At 73.2% G+C, this 16,799-nt stretch carries 11 protein-coding genes; 8 read left to right on the top strand and 3 right to left on the bottom strand.

What is annotated here, in order from left to right:
- Positions 1-37: 37 nt before the first annotated feature.
- A complete protein-coding gene (locus ABZ783_RS32550; RefSeq protein WP_357445295.1) occupies positions 38-4,933 on the bottom strand; it encodes a permease in 4,896 nt (1,631 codons plus the stop codon).
- 228 nt (positions 4,934-5,161) lie between these two features.
- A complete protein-coding gene (locus ABZ783_RS32545; RefSeq protein WP_357445292.1) occupies positions 5,162-6,589 on the bottom strand; it encodes a UDP-glucose/GDP-mannose dehydrogenase family protein in 1,428 nt (475 codons plus the stop codon).
- Between the two features lie 245 nt (positions 6,590-6,834).
- Here ABZ783_RS32545 and ABZ783_RS32540 point away from each other — a divergent pair, with 245 nt between their 5' ends.
- From ABZ783_RS32540 to ABZ783_RS32520, 5 genes are all read left to right on the top strand, one after another.
- Positions 6,835-7,995: an acyl-CoA dehydrogenase family protein gene (locus ABZ783_RS32540; protein WP_357445289.1), complete on the top strand. Its 1,161-nt coding sequence runs from the start codon at positions 6,835-6,837 to the stop codon at positions 7,993-7,995.
- A gap of 190 nt (positions 7,996-8,185) precedes the next feature.
- Complete coding sequence (locus ABZ783_RS32535; RefSeq protein WP_357445286.1) at positions 8,186-9,097, top strand: ABC transporter ATP-binding protein; 912 nt, start codon at positions 8,186-8,188, stop codon at positions 9,095-9,097.
- A gap of 12 nt (positions 9,098-9,109) precedes the next feature.
- Positions 9,110-9,805 (top strand): ABC transporter permease, encoded by a 696-nt coding sequence (locus ABZ783_RS32530; RefSeq protein WP_357445283.1) that lies wholly within the window; start codon positions 9,110-9,112, stop codon positions 9,803-9,805.
- A 3-nt stretch (positions 9,806-9,808) separates the two neighbouring features.
- Positions 9,809-10,972: a sensor histidine kinase gene (locus ABZ783_RS32525; RefSeq protein WP_357445280.1), complete on the top strand. Its 1,164-nt coding sequence runs from the start codon at positions 9,809-9,811 to the stop codon at positions 10,970-10,972.
- Positions 10,965-11,606 carry a response regulator transcription factor gene (locus ABZ783_RS32520; RefSeq protein WP_357445277.1) on the top strand — a complete coding sequence of 214 codons (642 nt, stop codon included), beginning with the start codon at positions 10,965-10,967 and terminating at the stop codon, positions 11,604-11,606. The genes ABZ783_RS32525 and ABZ783_RS32520 overlap by 8 nt, the downstream gene beginning before the upstream one ends.
- Positions 11,607-11,663: 57 nt before the next feature.
- Here ABZ783_RS32520 and ABZ783_RS32515 read toward each other — a convergent pair whose 3' ends face one another.
- The gene (locus tag ABZ783_RS32515; protein WP_357445274.1) at positions 11,664-12,314 is read right to left on the bottom strand and encodes a hypothetical protein; all 651 of its coding nucleotides are present in this window, start codon (positions 12,312-12,314) and stop codon (positions 11,664-11,666) included.
- A 23-nt stretch (positions 12,315-12,337) separates the two neighbouring features.
- On the opposite strand from ABZ783_RS32515, the gene ABZ783_RS32510 reads away from it, so the two are divergent.
- The 3 genes from ABZ783_RS32510 to ABZ783_RS32500 form a co-directional block, all read left to right on the top strand.
- Positions 12,338-12,856 (top strand): acyl-CoA thioesterase, encoded by a 519-nt coding sequence (locus tag ABZ783_RS32510; RefSeq protein WP_073832844.1) that lies wholly within the window; start codon positions 12,338-12,340, stop codon positions 12,854-12,856.
- A 200-nt stretch (positions 12,857-13,056) separates the two neighbouring features.
- The gene (locus ABZ783_RS32505; RefSeq protein ID WP_357445271.1) at positions 13,057-15,045 is read left to right on the top strand and encodes an acetoacetate--CoA ligase; all 1,989 of its coding nucleotides are present in this window, start codon (positions 13,057-13,059) and stop codon (positions 15,043-15,045) included.
- A gap of 243 nt (positions 15,046-15,288) precedes the next feature.
- A partial coding sequence (locus ABZ783_RS32500; RefSeq protein WP_357445268.1) for a zinc ribbon domain-containing protein occupies positions 15,289-16,799 on the top strand: 1,511 nt, incomplete at its 3' end.

The following is a 16,799-nucleotide window of genomic DNA, read 5'->3' as shown; positions in this document are numbered from 1 at the left end:
GCGCGCTGAGCCTGCCCCCGATGCCAGCCCCTCCGATTCATCGCATGCCGCGCAGGGCGGTCTGCAGCCGCTCCTGGGCCCGGCGGCGGCGCTCGTTGCTCGCGCCGAGCACCAGCAGGAGGATGCCGACCGGGATCAGCACCAGCCAAGGGCCGAGACTGATCAACGCGTGCACCGCGGTCACCGCGGTCACCGTGGCACCCACGATCACCGGCGCCTGCTGCCGGCTGGTCGACCCGAAGATCAGCACCGCCACGGCGCCGAGCAGCAGCAGGACCTGCCGCAGCATGCTGGTGTCGGTGGCCAGCACGATCGCCAGGGTCGGCAGGAACGCGGCGACCAGCGCCGGCCCGTACGCCACCCAGCTCGACAGGTCGGGCCGGTGGCGCAGTTCCAGCACCCCGACCAGCAGGGCGAGCAGGGCGAACGGCAGGGTGTACGCCTCGGGCAGCGCCACGTCGGCCACCCGCATGAGGATCCACCAGGCGGTGATCTCGCAGGCGACCACCGACCAGAACAGGATCCGCCGCTCCACCGGCCGGCGGCCCGGACGTCCGGCCGCCACCCCGAGGACGGCACCCCAAGCGGCCAGCAGCGCGGCGATGTGCCGGGGCGAGTCGTACGCCAGCGCCAGCGCGATGAGTGCGGCCGCGTACCCGCTCCACTCCACCGTGGCCGACTCCCGGTACGCCTCGGGACGGCGCAGCCGGGGCAGGGTGGCGGCGAAGACCTGGAGCGCCGCCCCGACCGCCAGCACCCCGAACGCCGACCAGACCGCCGCGAGCCCGGCGACCAGGCCGAGGGTGAGCACGAACAGCTCGGCCATCAGTGAGGCGAACAGCCAGCCGAGGATGCGGGCCCGCTGGGTGGTGCCGAAGAGCGCGGCGACCACGCCCACGCCGACCGCCCCGCCCAGCGTGAAGAGGGTCAGCTCCCGGGTGGCGAGGCTGCCGGCCAGCCCGGCGCCCCCGGCGGCCAGGCCGATCGCGAACACCAGCACCCGGGCGATCCGCAGCGAGCGGGCCGGCTCGACCAGCGGCGGGGGTGGGGTCAGCGCCAGGCCGAGCATGGCGATGGTGAAGACCGCCAACCCGGCCAGCGCGGTCTGCGGCCAGCCCTGGCCGAGCGCCACCGGCGTGATCAGCAGGGTGACCGCCGCGCCGGGCAGCACCACCGGCACGGCCCGGGAGCGTCGGCCGCCGCTGAACCCGGTGGCGGCCAGCGCCGCCGTCGCGGTGAGCAGCAGGGCGGTCAGCACGTGCCTCGGGTCCACCGCCGACGCGGGCGGGGTGAGCAGTTCGGGCGGCGCCCCCTGCCAGATCCGTGGCAGCACCCGGAACGGCTCGACCAGGGCCACCAGCAGCGGCGGCGCCAGGGTCACCAGGGCCAGCGCGGTGGGCGGCACCGCCGCCGCGAGGGCCCCGGCGGCCGGGCTCACCCGCCAGCGCAGCTCGGTGCCGTCGTCGGGCAGCCGGCGCATCGCCCCGTCCAGCAGTACCGACCAGCGGCGTACCGGCCGGGCCGACCCGACCGGCGGGGTGGTGGCGGCGCGGACCAGTTCGGCGAGCACGCCGAGCAGCGCCGCCGCGGCGGCGTACACGCCGGAGGGCAGGCGGGTGATCACGGCGGCCACCGCGCTGATCGTCGCAGCGCCCACCACCGCCACGCTCACGTACGGCAGGTACTGCGGGATCTGCCGGCGGGCCGCCGCCACGGCGGCCAGGCCGATGCTGGACGCGGCCAGCGCGGCGGTGAGCACCACCTGCGGGGGGCGGCCGAACTCGGCGGCCAGGGCGGCCACCGCCCCGGGCAGGGCGAGCATGGCGGCACCCGCCGCCGCGCCGCCCACCTGCACCAGGTGCGGCGGCATCCCCTCGGTGCGGACGTCCTCGACGAGCGACGGCGCGAGCACCCGGGCCAGGATGGCCACCACCACGCCGATCAGCACGATGCTGCCGAGTGCCAGCGCGGTGGTCCACGGGCGGACCAGGCCGGCGCCGGCGGCGTGCAGGGCGACCACCCCCGCTGCGGTGGCCCGGGACAGCGCGGCCCGGGGGTCCAGCGAGGCGACCGCCGCCATCCCGAAGACCGTCGCGACCATGGCGCCGACCAGCACCGGCGACCACCAGGGCAGGTTGAACGCGGCCGGGGCACCGATGGTGGCGAGCACGACGGCCGCCCCGGCGACGTCGTACTTCCAGGGCGGCGGCAGCAGGATGCCGGCGGCGACCGCCAGCAGGGCCAGCGCGACGGGCGCCTGGCCGGCCGACCCGCCCGTCGGCGCGGCCGGCCAGCCGCTCAGGTCGCCGGACCAGATCGGGCCGGGCGTGGCCAGCACCCCGACCCCGCCGCGCAGCGCGCTCCAGCCGGCGATCAGACCAATCAGCGTGCCGCCGACCGCGATGCCGAGGATCGGCCCGCGCCGCCACTCCTCGGGCATGGCCCGGGCGGCGACGGCGACCACCAGCACCAGCCCGGCCGCCACCACCAGCTGACCGCCGGGCGCGAGCACGGCGGCGATCCGGACCAGGGTGGCGATCAGCGCCGCCGTGGTGGCCGCCAGGGCCAGGTCCGACCCGTCCAGGGTCAGGTCGGAGCGGCGGCCGGCGTCGATCCGGGGGGCCAGTGCCAGCAGCGCGGCGGCGAGCAGCAGGAGCCCGCCGACCCAGGCGTCGGCGGTGGTGGCGCCGGGTGCCCCGAACCCGGCGGCGGCGACCGCCACCGCGCCCAGCACGGTGCCGATCGCGTGCGGCGCACTCAGGTGCCGCTGCGCGACCTGGACGAGGGCGGCGTAGCCGAGGCTGACACAGACGCCGAGGAAACTCGCCGCCAGGATCGGGACGGTCACCTCGCGCAGGCTCGCCGGGGTGGGCGCCGGGCCGGCCGGCACGGTGGCGGCGACGAACGCGGCCACCGCCCCCGGCAGCGCGAACGCCGCCCCGCCGGCCGCCCAGCCGCAGACCGTGTCCGCCGCGGCAGCGGCGATCCGGACCCGGGGAGCCAGCGACACCAGCGCGCCGGCCAGGCAGAGGGTGGTCAGCGCGGCGGCGGTGAGCGCCGGCCGGGCGAGCGCGGCACCGGCGCCGATCACGCCCAGCGCGGCGGCGGTGACGGCGTGCACCACGGCCGAGCGCTCGGAGCCGGCGGCCAGCCCCAGGACGCCGATGCCCACCGCGGTCAGCACCATCGGCCAGCAGGCGGCCGCCCAGCCCAGCCCGAGGGAGGCGGGTACGGCGAGGGCGGTCAGCGCCGCCCCGACCACCGCGAAGTCACGCCGGATCTCCGGCGGCAGGGCGACCACCGCGGCGACCGTGAGCAGCAGGGCGCTCGCGGCGAGCTGCCAGCCGGTCGGCCCGACCGCCGCCGCCAGTTCGGCGTGCCACTGGCTCAGGTCCGCCGACCAGGCGGGCAGCGCCGCGCGTACCGGCGCCAGCCCGGCGCGTAGCGCGCCCCCGGCCACCACCAGGCCGCTGACGGTCAGCGCCACCGCCGAGGCGAGCTGCGGGCCGCGCCGGGCCTGTTCCGGTACGCCGCGGACGGCGAACCCGGTCAGCGCGATCACCGCGGCGATGAGCAGCAGCGACCGGCCGGGGTAGGCGACCGAGGCGACCCGACCCAGTGCGCCGATCACCGCGAGGGTGACGATGCCCGCGCCCAGGTCCGGCAACGGCGGCCGGCGCAGCACGAGCGTCCCGGCCAGCCCGACCAGCGCGGCGAACAGCAGCACGGCGCCCGCGCCGGCGGCCACCGGTACGGTGGCGGCCCGCAGCAGCGCGGTGACCGCGTACGCCAAGGCGACGGCGACCGTCCCGCCGTGCAGCAGCCAGGTCAGCTCCCGCAGCCAGGGCACCGGGCGGGCCGGCGTGGCGGCGCCCTCGTCGGCCGGCTCCGCGCCGAGCACCTCGGCCGACTCCTCCGGGTCCGTCTCCGGGCGGTCGTCGGCACTGCGCTGCCGGGGCGGGGTGGGCGTCGGCGCCGGGGTGGGCAGGTCCCGCCGGACCGGCCGTTCGAGGACCACCGCCGAGCGGGCCAGCGCGAGGTCGACGACGGCCACCACGGCCAGCACCAGGGCCCAGCCGGCCGGCCCGGTGATCCGCTCGTATGCCAGCAGCGGCAGCACCGGTTGGGCGGCCAGGACGGTGGCGAAGCGGGGCGCGCGCAGGCCGGTCCAGTGCGCGTACCCGAACGCGATGAGGGTGGTGACCAGGAAGATCGACCCGGCGAAGGTCGAGCCGGAGGTGCCGCCGATCCGGTCGACGGCCCAGAGTGCGTACCCGGCCAGCGGCAGCAGCAGCAGGCCGACCGAGGCGATCGTCTCGGCGGTGGAGGTGAGCCCTCGGCGGGCCAGCACCGGCGGGGCGAGCAGCATCAGCACGGTCGCCACCAGCAGCACGCCGAGCCGGGCCAGCGCGTCCAGCGAGCTGGTGGCGACCGCGGCGAAGACCACCGCGGCGACGCCGAGGAGCAGCGCGCCGAGCCCGAGGGGGATGTTCTGCACCTCCCGGGAGGACGCCTCCGGCGGATGCTCGGGGTTGTCCGCGTCGAGCCAGTGCGGTCTGGCGCGGGGCGGGAGGTCGTCCGGGCCGGGCGGCGGGGTGCCCTGGCGGGGCACCCGGGGCGGGGCGCCCGTGGTGGCGGTGGGCGGGCGGCGGCCGGGCCGGCGGCGCAGCACCCGGCGGGGCCGGGTGGACTGCCGGACCCGTTCCTCGCCGGCGTGGGCGAGGATGTCCCGTTGGAAGAGGGCGGCCTGCAGCTTGGCGGCGATCTGCCGCTGTTCGCGGGCGATCTCGGCGTCGCGGGCCTTCATCTCCGCGATCGAGCGTTCGATGTCGGCCAGGTGTTCGGCCCACTGTGGCTGGTCCGCGCCGCAGTGCGGGCAGACCACGGCCGGCTTGATCTCCCGTCCGCACGAGGCGCACCTGAAGGACTGCACGACACCCCTCCGTCCGGCCGGCCCGCACTGTGGACCTCCACTGTCGCAGCATGCCTTGACCGGGCGCGGATTTCGACCGTTGCCGGCGCGTTCGGCGCAACAAAAGACCGCCGGGCCGGTCGACCCTGCCGGGTCGCGGCCCGGCGGCGCACGTGCGGAGCCGGGAGGGGTACCGGTCGACCGTTCCGGGTCGGGGCGTGGCCGCGCCGAGCCGGAACGGTCCGTGGGTCAGGGTCGACCCATGCCGCGGTACTCCCAGCCCGCCTGCGTCCACAGTGTGGAGTCGAGGCAGTTGCGACCGTCGACCACCTTGCGGCCGTTGACCAGCTCACCCAGGGCGACCGGGTCGGCGTTGCGGAACTCGGCCCATTCGGTGAGCACGCAGACCAGGTCGGCGTCGCGCACGGCCTCGGTCATGCTCGTCTCGTAGGTCAGCTCGGGTACCGCCCGGCGCGCGTTCTCGATGCCCTGCGGGTCGAACACGTGCACGTCGGCGCCGGCCTTGCCGAGCAGCGAGGCGACCGCCAGCGCCGGGGCGTCCCGGACGTCGTCGGTGTTCGGCTTGAAGGTGGCGCCGAGCACCGCGATCCGGGTGCCGGAGAGGTCCGGGCCGGCCGGGCCCGACCGGCGGCCGAGCAGCTCGGCGGCGAGCTGCACCACCCGGGTCCGCCGGCGCAGGTTGATCAGGTCTACCTCGTGCAGGAAGCGCAGCGCCTCGCCGGCGCCGAGCTCCTGGGCGCGGGCCTGGAAGGCCCGGATGTCCTTGGGCAGGCAGGCGCCGCCGAAGCCGAGCCCGGCCTGGAGGAACCGGTTGCCGATGCGGGGGTCGTACCCGATCGAGCGGGCCAGCTGGGTGACGTCGCCGCCGGCGGCCTCGCAGACCTCGGCCATCGCGTTGATGAAGGAGATCTTGGTGGCGAGGAAGGCGTTCGCGGCGACCTTGACCAGCTCGGCGGTGGCGAAGTCGGTGACCACCAGCGGCACCTCGCGGTCCTCGGTGGCGGCCAGGTCGAAGACGCCCTTGTGGGCGGCGTAGAGCATCCCGTTGGCCCACTCGCTCTTGACGCCGACCACGATCCGGTTGGGCCGCAGCACGTCGTCGACGGCGAAGCCCTCCTGGAGGAACTCGGGGCTCCACGCCACCTCGACGCCCAGGTCGGCCGGGGTGTGCTTGCCGACCAGCTGCTCCACCCACTCGGCGGTGCCCACCGGGACGGTGGACTTGCCGACGATCAGCGCCTTGCGGGTCAGGTGCTGGGCGAGGCTGGTCACCGAGGCCTCGACGTACGACAGGTCGGCGCCCATGCCGTCTGCCCGCTGCGGGGTGCCCACGCAGATGAAGTGCACGTCGCCGAAGTCGGCGGTCTCCTGGATGTCGGTGCTGAACCGGAGCCGGCCGGCGGCCAGGTTGCGCCGGAGCAGCTCGTCCAGGCCGGGCTCGTGGATCGGGACCTCGCCGGCGTTCAGCTTGGCGATCTTGTCGGCGTCGACGTCGAAGCCGAGCACCTCGTAGCCGAGCTCGGCGTAACAGATGGCGTACGTCGCACCGAGGTAGCCGGTGCCGAGGAAGGTCACCCGGGGTCGAGCGGCACCCGAGGGCGGGGTCACCGCGGCGATGGCCGGCACCGGCTGGGTGTTCGGGTAGGGGATCGTCACGCCTGTCTCTCCGCTCGCACTGGCGGCGCTTCCTTGCGTCGCATTCTGCTGCGGCGCCTGGCCGGGCGCCGGTGGGGGGACTTCCTGTGGTGCTGTGGTCATCGCTCGGCTTCGACGCCCATCATGCACGAGCCTACGCGTCGGTAAGGAGCCCCGAATCCTCGGTCGCTATCCTTCACTCTGTGCGGTCGGCGGCACTCAAAGCGCTCGGCTTGCGCATCTTAGCGGTGAAGGGGAGGGGCCACATGGCCGCGGAGCAGTCGTTCGACGTCTACCGATTGCCGGAGGAGCACGAGGCGATCCGGGAGGCGGTGCGGGAGGTCTGTGCGGCGAAGGTGGCCCCGCAGGCCGCCGAGGCGGATGAGACGGGTGAGTTCCCCAAGGCGTCGTACGACGCGCTGCGGGCGGCCGACTTCCACGCCCCGCACATCCCCGTCGAGTACGGCGGTGCCGGCGCGGACGCGCTGGCCACGGCCATCGTGATCGAGGAGGTGGCCCGTGCCTGCGCCGCGTCCTCGCTGATCCCGGCGGTGAACAAGCTGGGCACCATGCCGCTGATCCTGGCCGGCTCCGAGGAGCTCAAGCGGAAGTACCTGACCCCGGTCGCGGCCGGCGACGTGATGTTCTCGTACTGCCTCTCCGAGCCGGAGGCGGGCAGCGACGCCGCCTCGATGACCACCAAGGCGGTCCGGGACGGCGACCACTGGGTGCTCAACGGCGTGAAGCGGTGGATCACCAACGCCGGGGTCTCCGAGTACTACACCGTCTTCGCTGTGACGGATCCCACAGCCCGGTCGAAGGGCATCTCCGCCTTCGTGGTGGAGAAGTCCGACCCCGGGGTCAGCTTCGGCGCGCCGGAGAAGAAGCTCGGCATCAAGGGCTCGCCCACCCGTGAGGTCTACTTCGACAGCGTGCGGATCCCGGCGGACCGCATGATCGGCGCGGAGGGCACCGGCTTCGCCACCGCCATGCGGACCCTGGACCACACCCGGGTCACCATCGCCGCTCAGGCGGTCGGCATCGCCCAGGGCGCGCTGGACTACGCCAAGGGGTACGCCCAGGAGCGCAAGCAGTTCGGCAAGCCCGTCGCCGACTTCCAGGGCATCCAGTTCATGCTCGCCGACATGGGCATGAAGCTGGAGGCCGCCCGGCAGCTCACCTACGCCGCCGCCGGCAAGTCCGAGCGGGGCGACGCGGACCTCACCTACTTCGGCGCCGCCGCGAAGTGCTTCGCCTCCGACGCCGCCATGGAGATCACCACCGACGCCGTGCAGTTGCTCGGCGGGTACGGCTACACCCGCGACTACCCCGTCGAGCGGATGATGCGGGATGCCAAGATCACCCAGATCTACGAGGGCACCAACCAGGTGCAGCGCATCGTCATGGCCCGCCAGCTGATGAAGTAGGCGTTGACCTGCGGAAACCCCGTCTCCCGTTCGCGGGAGGCGGGGTTCGCTGTCTTCGAGGAGGTCACTGCGGCGCCACAGTTCAGGCCGCGCATCAACCAGTCGGTGGATTTTCTGGTCAGCAGGATCCCCGGCTGAGCATGGCTGGCAGATCGATTCGCCCCGGAGACAGGCAAAAGATGCTTGAGCCATGGCAGTCATCGAAGTCAACGACCTCCGCAAGGGGTACGCGGACCTGACCGTTCTGGACGGGGTGTCGTTCTCGGTGGAGGAGGGCGAGATCTTCGGCATCCTCGGGCCGAACGGCGCCGGCAAGACCACCACCGTGGAGTGCGTGGAGGGGCTGAGGCGGCCCGACGGCGGGTCGATCAGGGTGCTCGGCCTCGACCCGGCGAAGGACGGGCGCAAGGTACGCGAACAGATCGGGGTGCAGCTCCAGCACACGCAGTTGCCGGAGAACATCCTGGTGTGGGAGGTGCTCGACCTGTACGCCTCCTTCTATGCCAAACCCCGGGACTGGCGTGAGCTGCTGGAGAAGTGGGCGCTGACGGAGAAGCGCAACGCCCGCTTCGGGAAGCTGTCCGGTGGCCAGAAACAACGGCTGTTCATTGCGCTGGCGCTGGTGGGCAATCCGCAGGTGGCGTTTCTCGATGAGTTGACCACGGGGCTGGACCCGCAGGCGCGCCGCACCACCTGGGAGCTGATCAAGCGGGTCCGGGCGAGCGGCGTGACGGTGGTGCTGGTCAGCCACTTCATGGACGAGGTGGAGGAGCTCTGCGACCGCGTCGCCGTCTTCGACGGCGGCAGGATCGTCGCGATGGACACCCCGTCCGGCTTGGTCGACGGGATCGATGCCGAGCACCAGATGCGGTTCACGGTGATGGCTGGGGACATGGTCGAGCTGGGCGGGCTGCCCGGGGTGACCGGCGTGACCCGGGCGGGAAACCGGGTGGTCGTGACCGGCAGGGGTGACTTCGCCACGGCGGTCACCGCCCAACTCGCCCGCCACCACGTCCTGGTCAGCGATCTGCGCATCGACAAGCGCACCCTCGACGACGCGTTTGTCGCCCTGACCGGCCGCTCGTTCGACGCCACCCACTGACGGAGGAAGACCATGACCAGGCTCGCCATCGTCGAACTGAAGCTGCTGACCAGGGAACCTGGGGCGATGTTCGCGCTGCTCATCCCGCTCTTCATCCTGGTGGTCTTCGGCAGCTCCATCGAGCGGGGTGACACCGTGCTCCTGCCGATGGCGCTGGCGATCGCCGTCGGGCTCGTGGGTCTGTACCTGCTGCCGACCACCATGGCGACCTATCGCGAGCGGGGCATCCTGCGCAGGCTCTCCACCACGCCGGTCCGCCCCGGAAACCTGCTGGTGGTGCAGCTGCTCCTGCAGTTCGTCCTCGCCCTGACCGCGTGCGCCCTGCTGCTGGCGGTGGCGGGTACCGTCCTGGGCGCCCGCCTGCCCACCCGGGTGCTGCCCGGTGTGCTGGCCTTCCTGCTCGGTACGGCGGCCATGTTCGCGGTCGGCCTGCTCATCGCGGCGGTGGCGCCGAACGGCCGGGCGGCCAACGGGATCGGTGTCCTGCTGTACTTCCCGATGGCCTACCTCGCCGGGCTCATGCAGCCCACGGATCAGATGCCCGCTATCGTGGCCCGGATCGGGGAGTACACCCCGCTGGGCGCATTCCGGCAGTGCCTGCGGGACGTCTGGGCGGACGCCGCTCCCAGTCCCCTGCTGCTCGGTGTGCTGGCCGCGTACGCACTGGTCGTCAGCATCGCTGCGGCGAAGTACTTCCGCTGGGAGTGAGCGATGACCAGGCGGCTCGACCGGTGGGAGCGGCTGCTGGAGCGGCAGCTGGCGGCGGCGCCGTACGTCCTGCTGGCGACCTCCACGGTGCTCGCCCTGCTGACGGCCGGCAGGTCGGGGGCGACGCTCGGCCTGGCCGCGTTCGCCGCCGCCTGGATCTGGCTGGTGCCGCGCGGCGCGGTCTACGTGGCCGGGCTCGTGGTGCTGATCGGAGTGCTCTGCACACGAGAGATATGGTTTGCGAGCTTCTTCGGTTTCGTCGGATACCTCCACTCCTGGCAGTACCTGAAGGGATATTGGCGGTTCGTCGGGGTGACCGCCACGGCGACGATCAGCGTCGCGGCCTACGGTGGCGGTCTGCCCGATCCGACCCCGTCCGGAATCCTCACCTACCTGTTCTTCATCGCCGCCATCGTGGCGTTGGTCGGCCTGTTCAGCTTCGTCGGCGAGGTCACGGCCGAGCGGAGCGCCGAACGCAAGCGCATGGTGGCGCAGCTCGAGGAGGCGCTGCGGGAGAACGCGGGACTGCACGCCCAACTGCTGGTCCAGGCACGCGAGGGGGGCGTGCTCGACGAACGGCAGCGCATGGCGGCGGAGATCCACGACACCCTCGCCCAGGGACTGACCGGCATCATCACCCAGCTCCAGGCGGCGCAGCAGGCCGAGGACTGGCGGCGTCATGTGGACAACGCGGTACGGCTGGCACGGGAGAGCCTGGCCGAGGCCCGGCGCTCGGTGCACGCGGTCGGACCGGGCCAGCTGGCGGCGGCGCCGCTGCCCGAGGCGCTGCGCGACATCGTCACCCGGTGGGGCGAGCTCAACGGCGTACGGGTGGATTTCGCCACCACTGGTACGGTCCGGCCCATGCATCCCGAGGTTGAGGAGACGCTGCTGCGCACCGCGCAGGAGGCCCTGGCCAACGCGGCCAAGCACGCCGGCGCGTCCCGGGTCGGGCTGACCCTGTCGTACATGGAGGACGTGGTCACCCTGGACGTGCGCGACGACGGCGCCGGGTTCGATCCCGAGCGGGTCCGGGACGGCGGCGGCTTCGGTCTGGCCTCGATGCGCAAGCGGGTCAGCCGGCTGGCCGGCACGCTGGCGATCGAGTCGGAACCCGGCGTCGGCACGGCGATCTCCGCGAGCGTTCCGGCGGTGGCCCGTGGCTGAGCCGCTGATCCGGCTGCTGATCGTCGACGACCATCCGGTCGTGCGCGACGGCATCCGCGGCATGTTCGCCGGCGACCCGGGATTCGAGGTGCTCGGCGAGGCCGGAGACGGTGCCGAGGCCGTCGCCCTCGCGCGGGCGCTGAACCCCGACGTGATCCTCATGGACCTGCGGATGCCCAGGATGGACGGCGTCGCCGCGATCAAGGAACTCGCCAGGCTCGGCATCGCGGCCCGCGTCCTCGTCCTCACCACCTACGACACCGACCGGGACGTCGTGCCCGCCATCGAGGCCGGGGCCACCGGCTACGTCCTCAAGGACACCGGCCGCGACGAGCTCGTCCGTGCCGTCCGTACGGCGGCGCGGGGCGAAGCCGTGCTCTCCCCGTCGGTGGCCACCCGCCTCCTCGGCCAGGTCCGCACGCCCGCCGACCCGCTGAGCGCCCGGGAGTTGGAGGTCCTCCGCCTCATCGCCGAGGGCGCCACCAACCGCGAAGCCGCCGCGCGCCTGTTCATCAGCGAGGCCACGGTGAAGAGCCACGTGCTGCACATCTACACGAAGCTCGGCGTCAACGACCGAGCCGCTGCCGTCGCCGCCGCCTTCCGCCGCGGCCTGCTCACCCTGGAGAACGGCTGACCAGGCCGGCCGCGGTGATCGGGCGGGCGGGCCGGGACCCCGGCCCGCCCGCGGTGCTCAACGGGTCTCGGTGGTGCCCTCCGGTCGGCCGGTCGCCCGCGGCGGCGCGGACCACGGCGACTCGCCGGCGGTGCGGCGGGGCAGGGGCTCGGTGGGGGTGGCGTCGGGGTAACCCAGCGTCGGCGGGGCGGTGTCCGTCGTGTCGGCCGGGGGCCAGCTGAACGACTGGGTCTGCTCGATCGGCTTGTCGGCCGGGGTCAGCTCCGCCTCGGCCGCCGGCCGCCCGGGCCACTGCCGCCAGCGCTGCCCGCTGAGCACGGCCATCAGCAGCAGCATGCCGATCAGGAACAGTGTGCCGTTCTCCACCGGCTGACGCAGTGGCAGCGGGTCCCCGAGCATCTTCCAGCCCTCGGGGATCCGGTCCCGGACGGTGAATGGCGCGACGAACAGCCCGAGGTACGGGATGACCAGCAGCAGCCCGGCCACGAGCGGACCGAGCGGCGAGAAACGCAGGGTGCCGAGCAGGCCGAGCAGGATGCCGGCGACGCCGAGGTACACGGCCGGCTCGATCAGGTTGGGCGTGCTGTAGGTGCCGATCTCCACCCAGCGGTGCACGGTGCCTGCAGACCCGTCCTGACCGAGGGTGACGAGCACCCAGGTGACGGGCGCCACCACCAACCCGGCGAGGAAGCTCCAGAGATGTCGCATCCGCGCACCGTACCGTTTCCGGCATGACAGATCACCCCTCCACCGGGCCGGTGGGCAAGCCGACCTCGTATTCGCGGGTCACGCTCAGCCGGATCATGACCGCAGTCGATGTCAATCTGTACGGGACCGTGCACGGTGGGGTACTGATGAAGTTCGTCGACGACGTGGCCGGGGCCGCCGCGGCCCGGCACAGCGGTGGCACCGCGGTCACCGCCTCGATCGACGAGATCGTCTTCTCGGAGCCGGTCCGGGTGGGCGACCTGGTGCACGCGCACGCCCAGGTCAACTGGACCGGGCACACCTCGATGGAAGTCGGGGTGAAGGTGGTCGCCGAGCGCTGGGACTCGGCCGAGGACGAGCCGGTCCCGGTCGCCACGGCGTACCTGGTCTTCGTCGGGGTGGACGTGGGCGGCGCACCGCGCCCGGTCCGGCCGGTGCTGCCGGAGACCCCGGAGGACGAGCGCCGCTACCGGGAGGCGGAGATCCGCCGCGCCCACCGGCTGGCCCGCCGCCGGGCGATCCAGGCCCACCGGGCCGGCTGAGGAGGCACCGGGCATCCCGCCACCGCGCGCGGCGTTGGCGGGACGCCTCCCCGCCCAGCCACACTGTTGGACGGGCGGAGATGTGGGGCGGGCACGCCCCCCGACCGGCACCCGGTGCGGAGAATGGCGACGCTGGGTAGGGCAAGATGGCGCCACGGCCCATGCACAGTGTCGTGACGGGCCTCAGGGAGGGTGGAGCAGTGGGTGACGTGCTGTGGACGCCGCCGGCTGACGTGCGCGAGCGGTCCCGGATCGGCGACTACCTGCGCTGGCTGGCCGAGCACCGGGGGCTGGAGTTCGCCGACTACGACGCGCTGTGGCGCTGGTCGGTGACGGACCTCGACGCCTTCTGGCGGTCGATCTGGGACTACTTCGAGGTGGTGGCGCACACCCCGCCGACCGCCACGCTCACCGGCCCGGCCATGCCGGGCGCCCGCTGGTTCCCCGGCGTGACGCTCAACTACGCGGAGAACGTGCTGCGGATGCCGGGCCGGGGGGACGACGACCCGGTGGTGATCGCGCACGGGCAGACCCGCGCGCCGGAGACGCTGACCGCCGCGGAGCTGCGCGAGCGGGTCCGCCGGGTGGCGGCCGGGCTGCGCCGGCTCGGCGTCGGCCAGGGTGACCGGGTGGCGGCGTACGCGCCGAACATCCCGGAGACCTTCGTGCTGCTGCTCGCCACCGCCAGCCTGGGCGCGATCTTCTCCTCCTGCGCGCCCGAGTTCGGCACCCGCAGCGTCACCGACCGGTGGCAGCAGATCGAGCCGAAGGTCCTGGTCGCCGTGGACGGCTACCGGTACGGCGACAAGCCGGTGGACCGGCGGGGCGAGGTGGCCGCCATCCGGGCCGCGCTGCCGTCGCTGGAGCACACCGTCGGCATCGCCTACCTCGACCCGGCCGGCACGCCACCTGAGGGTGGGATCTCCTGGGCGGAGCTGGCGGCGGAGACCGACGAGCCGTTGACGTTCACCCCGGTGCCCTTCGACCACCCGCTCTACGTGCTCTACTCCTCCGGCACCACCGGCCTGCCGAAGCCGATCGTGCACGGCCACGGCGGCATCCTGCTGGAGCATCTGAAGATGCTGGCCCTGCACCACGACCTGGGCCCCGCGGACCGGTTCTTCTGGTTCACCACCACCGGCTGGATGATGTGGAACTTCCTGGTCTCCGGTCCGGCGGTGGGCGCGACCATCGTGCTGTTCGACGGCAACCCGGGCCACCCGGACCTGGGCGCGCTCTGGCGGCTGGCGGAGCAGACCGGCACCACCTACTTCGGCACCTCCGCGCCGTTCCTGCTGGCCTGCCGCAAGGCCGGCCTGGTCCCGAAGGAAATCGCCGACCTCGCCGCGCTGCGCGGTCTCGGCTCGACCGGCGCGCCGCTGCCCGCCGAGGGCTTCACCTGGGTGTACGAGACCGTCGGCGACCGGCTCCAGCTCCAGTCGCTGTCCGGCGGCACGGACGTCTGCACCGGCTTCGTCGGGGGCGTGCCGCTGCTGCCGGTACACGCCGGGGAGATCGCCTGCCGGGCGCTCGGCGCGAAGGTCGAGGCCCGCTCCGCGGACGGCACCCCGGTCATCGGGGAGCTGGGCGAGCTGGTCATCACCGCGCCGATGCCGAGCATGCCGGTGGGCTTCTGGAACGACCCGGAGGGCACCCGCTACCGGGAGGCGTACTTCGAGGTCTACCCGGGCGTCTGGCGGCACGGCGACTGGATCACCGTCAACGAGCGGGGCGGCTGCGTGATCACCGGGCGCTCGGACGCCACCCTGAACCGGGGCGGCGTACGCCTCGGCACCGCCGAGTTCTACTCGGTGGTCGAGGGGCTGGACGAGGTGGTCGACTCGGTGGTGGTTCACCTCGAGGACGACCAGGGTGGGGCGGGTGAGCTGCTGCTCTTCGTGGTGCTGGACCAGGGGCTGGAGCTGGACGACGAGCTGCGGAAGAAGATCTGCCGCGAGCTGCGGAGCGCCCTGTCGCCCCGGCACGTTCCGGACGAGATCCACCAGGTCCGGGCGGTCCCGCGCACGCTCTCGGCGAAGAAGCTGGAGGTGCCGGTCAAGAAGATCCTCACCGGCACCCCGGTCGACCACGCCGCGGCCAAGGGCGCCCTGGCCAACCCGGAGTCGCTGACCGCGTTCGCGGCCTTCGCCCAGCGCCGCGCCCACACCGACGAGTCCGCTCCCGCCTGACGGTGCGTGCCGGCCGGGGAGCGCCCCGGGCGGCACCCGCTCAGGCGAGGCTCACCGATTTGATTATCGATGATCAGTGATCATAGATTGGCCTGTGTGGAACGTTTTCGGCTTTCCAGGGCCGGGAAGCGTGTCGGTGTTCACCCCGTGGCGCATCACGTTTGGGTTGGCTCGGGGAGGGTTCTGGTGGTGTGGGTCGGCGGTAGGGCCGGTTTTGTGGATCGGTGTTGAGGCGTTGAGTCGGTGAGCGGGAAGCTGCGGCTGGCCGAGGGTGAGGCCGCCCGCACCGCGTGTGCCCGCGCCTTGCTGCGCACCGGCGTGGACGAGGAGACCGGCGAGGCGTTGTCTCAGGCGGTGCTGGCGCAGCGGGTCGGTTGGTGTGCCGATCTGGTGGCGGGCATGGTGGCCGCGCTGATCGGCGAGCACTGGAACACCGTGGATGTGCAGGTGCTGGCGGCCGGGGTGGATGCGGGTGGACGGCGGTTGCCGTCGCACGCGTGGATGGCGCTGCGGCGCCTGGGTTGGGCGGTCGCCCCGCCTGGGGGTGTGAGGGTCAATGACCGGGTCGTGCGGATGGCGCAGGAGCAGGCGGGACGTGCGCTACGGTCGGTGAAGTGGCGCGCTGACGTGACCGCCGGGGTCCTGGCGGCGTGGCCGGCTGATCCGCGCCAGCGCACCCCTGCGGAGTGGGATCAGGTTCGGTCCTCGATCCCCGGCGGCGAGTATCTGCCATCCAATGTCATCAAGGGCCGCACCCGGCAGGCCGCCACGTTCGCCAAGGTCAACGGTCGGCTGCCGGTGGATGTGTTCGAACTCGAAGGCGTCCCGAGAATCGGGCGGATGTTGCTGCTGGCCGCGTGTGATCGGCAGCAGGCCACGATCGAGCGCAGCGACACCGACCCGGCGAAAGCACTGCTGCGCTTGCAACTGCCCACACGTCCGGATCCGCGGACGTATCGGGACTGGACGTGGGTCGAGTGTCCGATCAGGCTGCCGTCCACGGTTCCCGCCTCGGCGGTGCTGCACCTGCCGGCCCTGCGCATCACCGACGGGACGGTGCGTGCCGACATGGCGTACACGCATGCCGTGCCGAAGGCCCGGGCCACCGGTCACACGGTGGCGGTCGGTGTGGATTGGGGCCTCAACACGCTCCTCAGCGCCGGAGCCCTGCGACTGGGAAAGGACGGGCGGATCACGGCGTTGGGGGCTGGTGGACAATTCCGGGCCGCCGGGGTCCTGGCCAAGCAGCACCGCCTCCGGCGCCTGTCAGAACGGCTGCACGCGAAGGCCGACCACTACCAGCGGCTGCTCGGCGGCCGCCCCGACGAGCAGCTGAGCGCGAAACACGAGGTGCTGGCCGGCGAGATCCGCCACGTCTCCGCCCGCCGTTCGAACTTGAACGACGCGCTGGCGTGGGCTGCCGCCCGCTGGACGGTGGACCAGGCGATCGCCGCGCGGGCGTCCGTCATCTACCTGGAAGACCTGCGCTCGATGGAAGCCAAGGGCATGGGGCACAGCCTGAACACGCGCCTGTCCCAGCAGGTCCGCGGAAAGATCACCGACCGGATGCGGCACCTCGCCGCCGAGCACGGTATCGCCGTGGTCACCGTCCCCGCCCACAACACGTCCAAACACTGCCCCCAATGTTTGACCCCGCTACAGCACCGCAAAGCCCCCGACCGGCCCACCACACCCGGGTGGAAGTGGGCCATCTGCCCCAACCAGTCCTGCCGCTGGCAGGGCGACCGCGACCA

The sequence above is a fragment of the Micromonospora sp. NPDC047738 genome (assembly GCF_040642675.1).
Lineage (GTDB): Bacteria > Actinomycetota > Actinomycetes > Mycobacteriales > Micromonosporaceae > Micromonospora.
The sequence above is the reverse complement of the archived record's forward strand: the minus strand, read 5'-3'. Positions and strand labels throughout refer to the sequence as shown.

Excerpts from the sequence above, each read along its gene's own strand:
- ABZ783_RS32540 (WP_357445289.1), top strand. The coding sequence starts at position 6,835 with ATGGCCGCGGAGCAGTCGTTCGACGTCTACCGATTGCCGGAGGAGCAC.
- ABZ783_RS32535 (WP_357445286.1), top strand. The coding sequence starts at position 8,186 with ATGGCAGTCATCGAAGTCAACGACCTCCGCAAGGGGTACGCGGACCTG.
- ABZ783_RS32530 (WP_357445283.1), top strand. The coding sequence starts at position 9,110 with ATGACCAGGCTCGCCATCGTCGAACTGAAGCTGCTGACCAGGGAACCT.
- ABZ783_RS32525 (WP_357445280.1), top strand. The coding sequence starts at position 9,809 with ATGACCAGGCGGCTCGACCGGTGGGAGCGGCTGCTGGAGCGGCAGCTG.
- ABZ783_RS32515 (WP_357445274.1), bottom strand. The coding sequence starts at position 12,314 with ATGCGACATCTCTGGAGCTTCCTCGCCGGGTTGGTGGTGGCGCCCGTC.
- ABZ783_RS32510 (WP_073832844.1), top strand. The coding sequence starts at position 12,338 with ATGACAGATCACCCCTCCACCGGGCCGGTGGGCAAGCCGACCTCGTAT.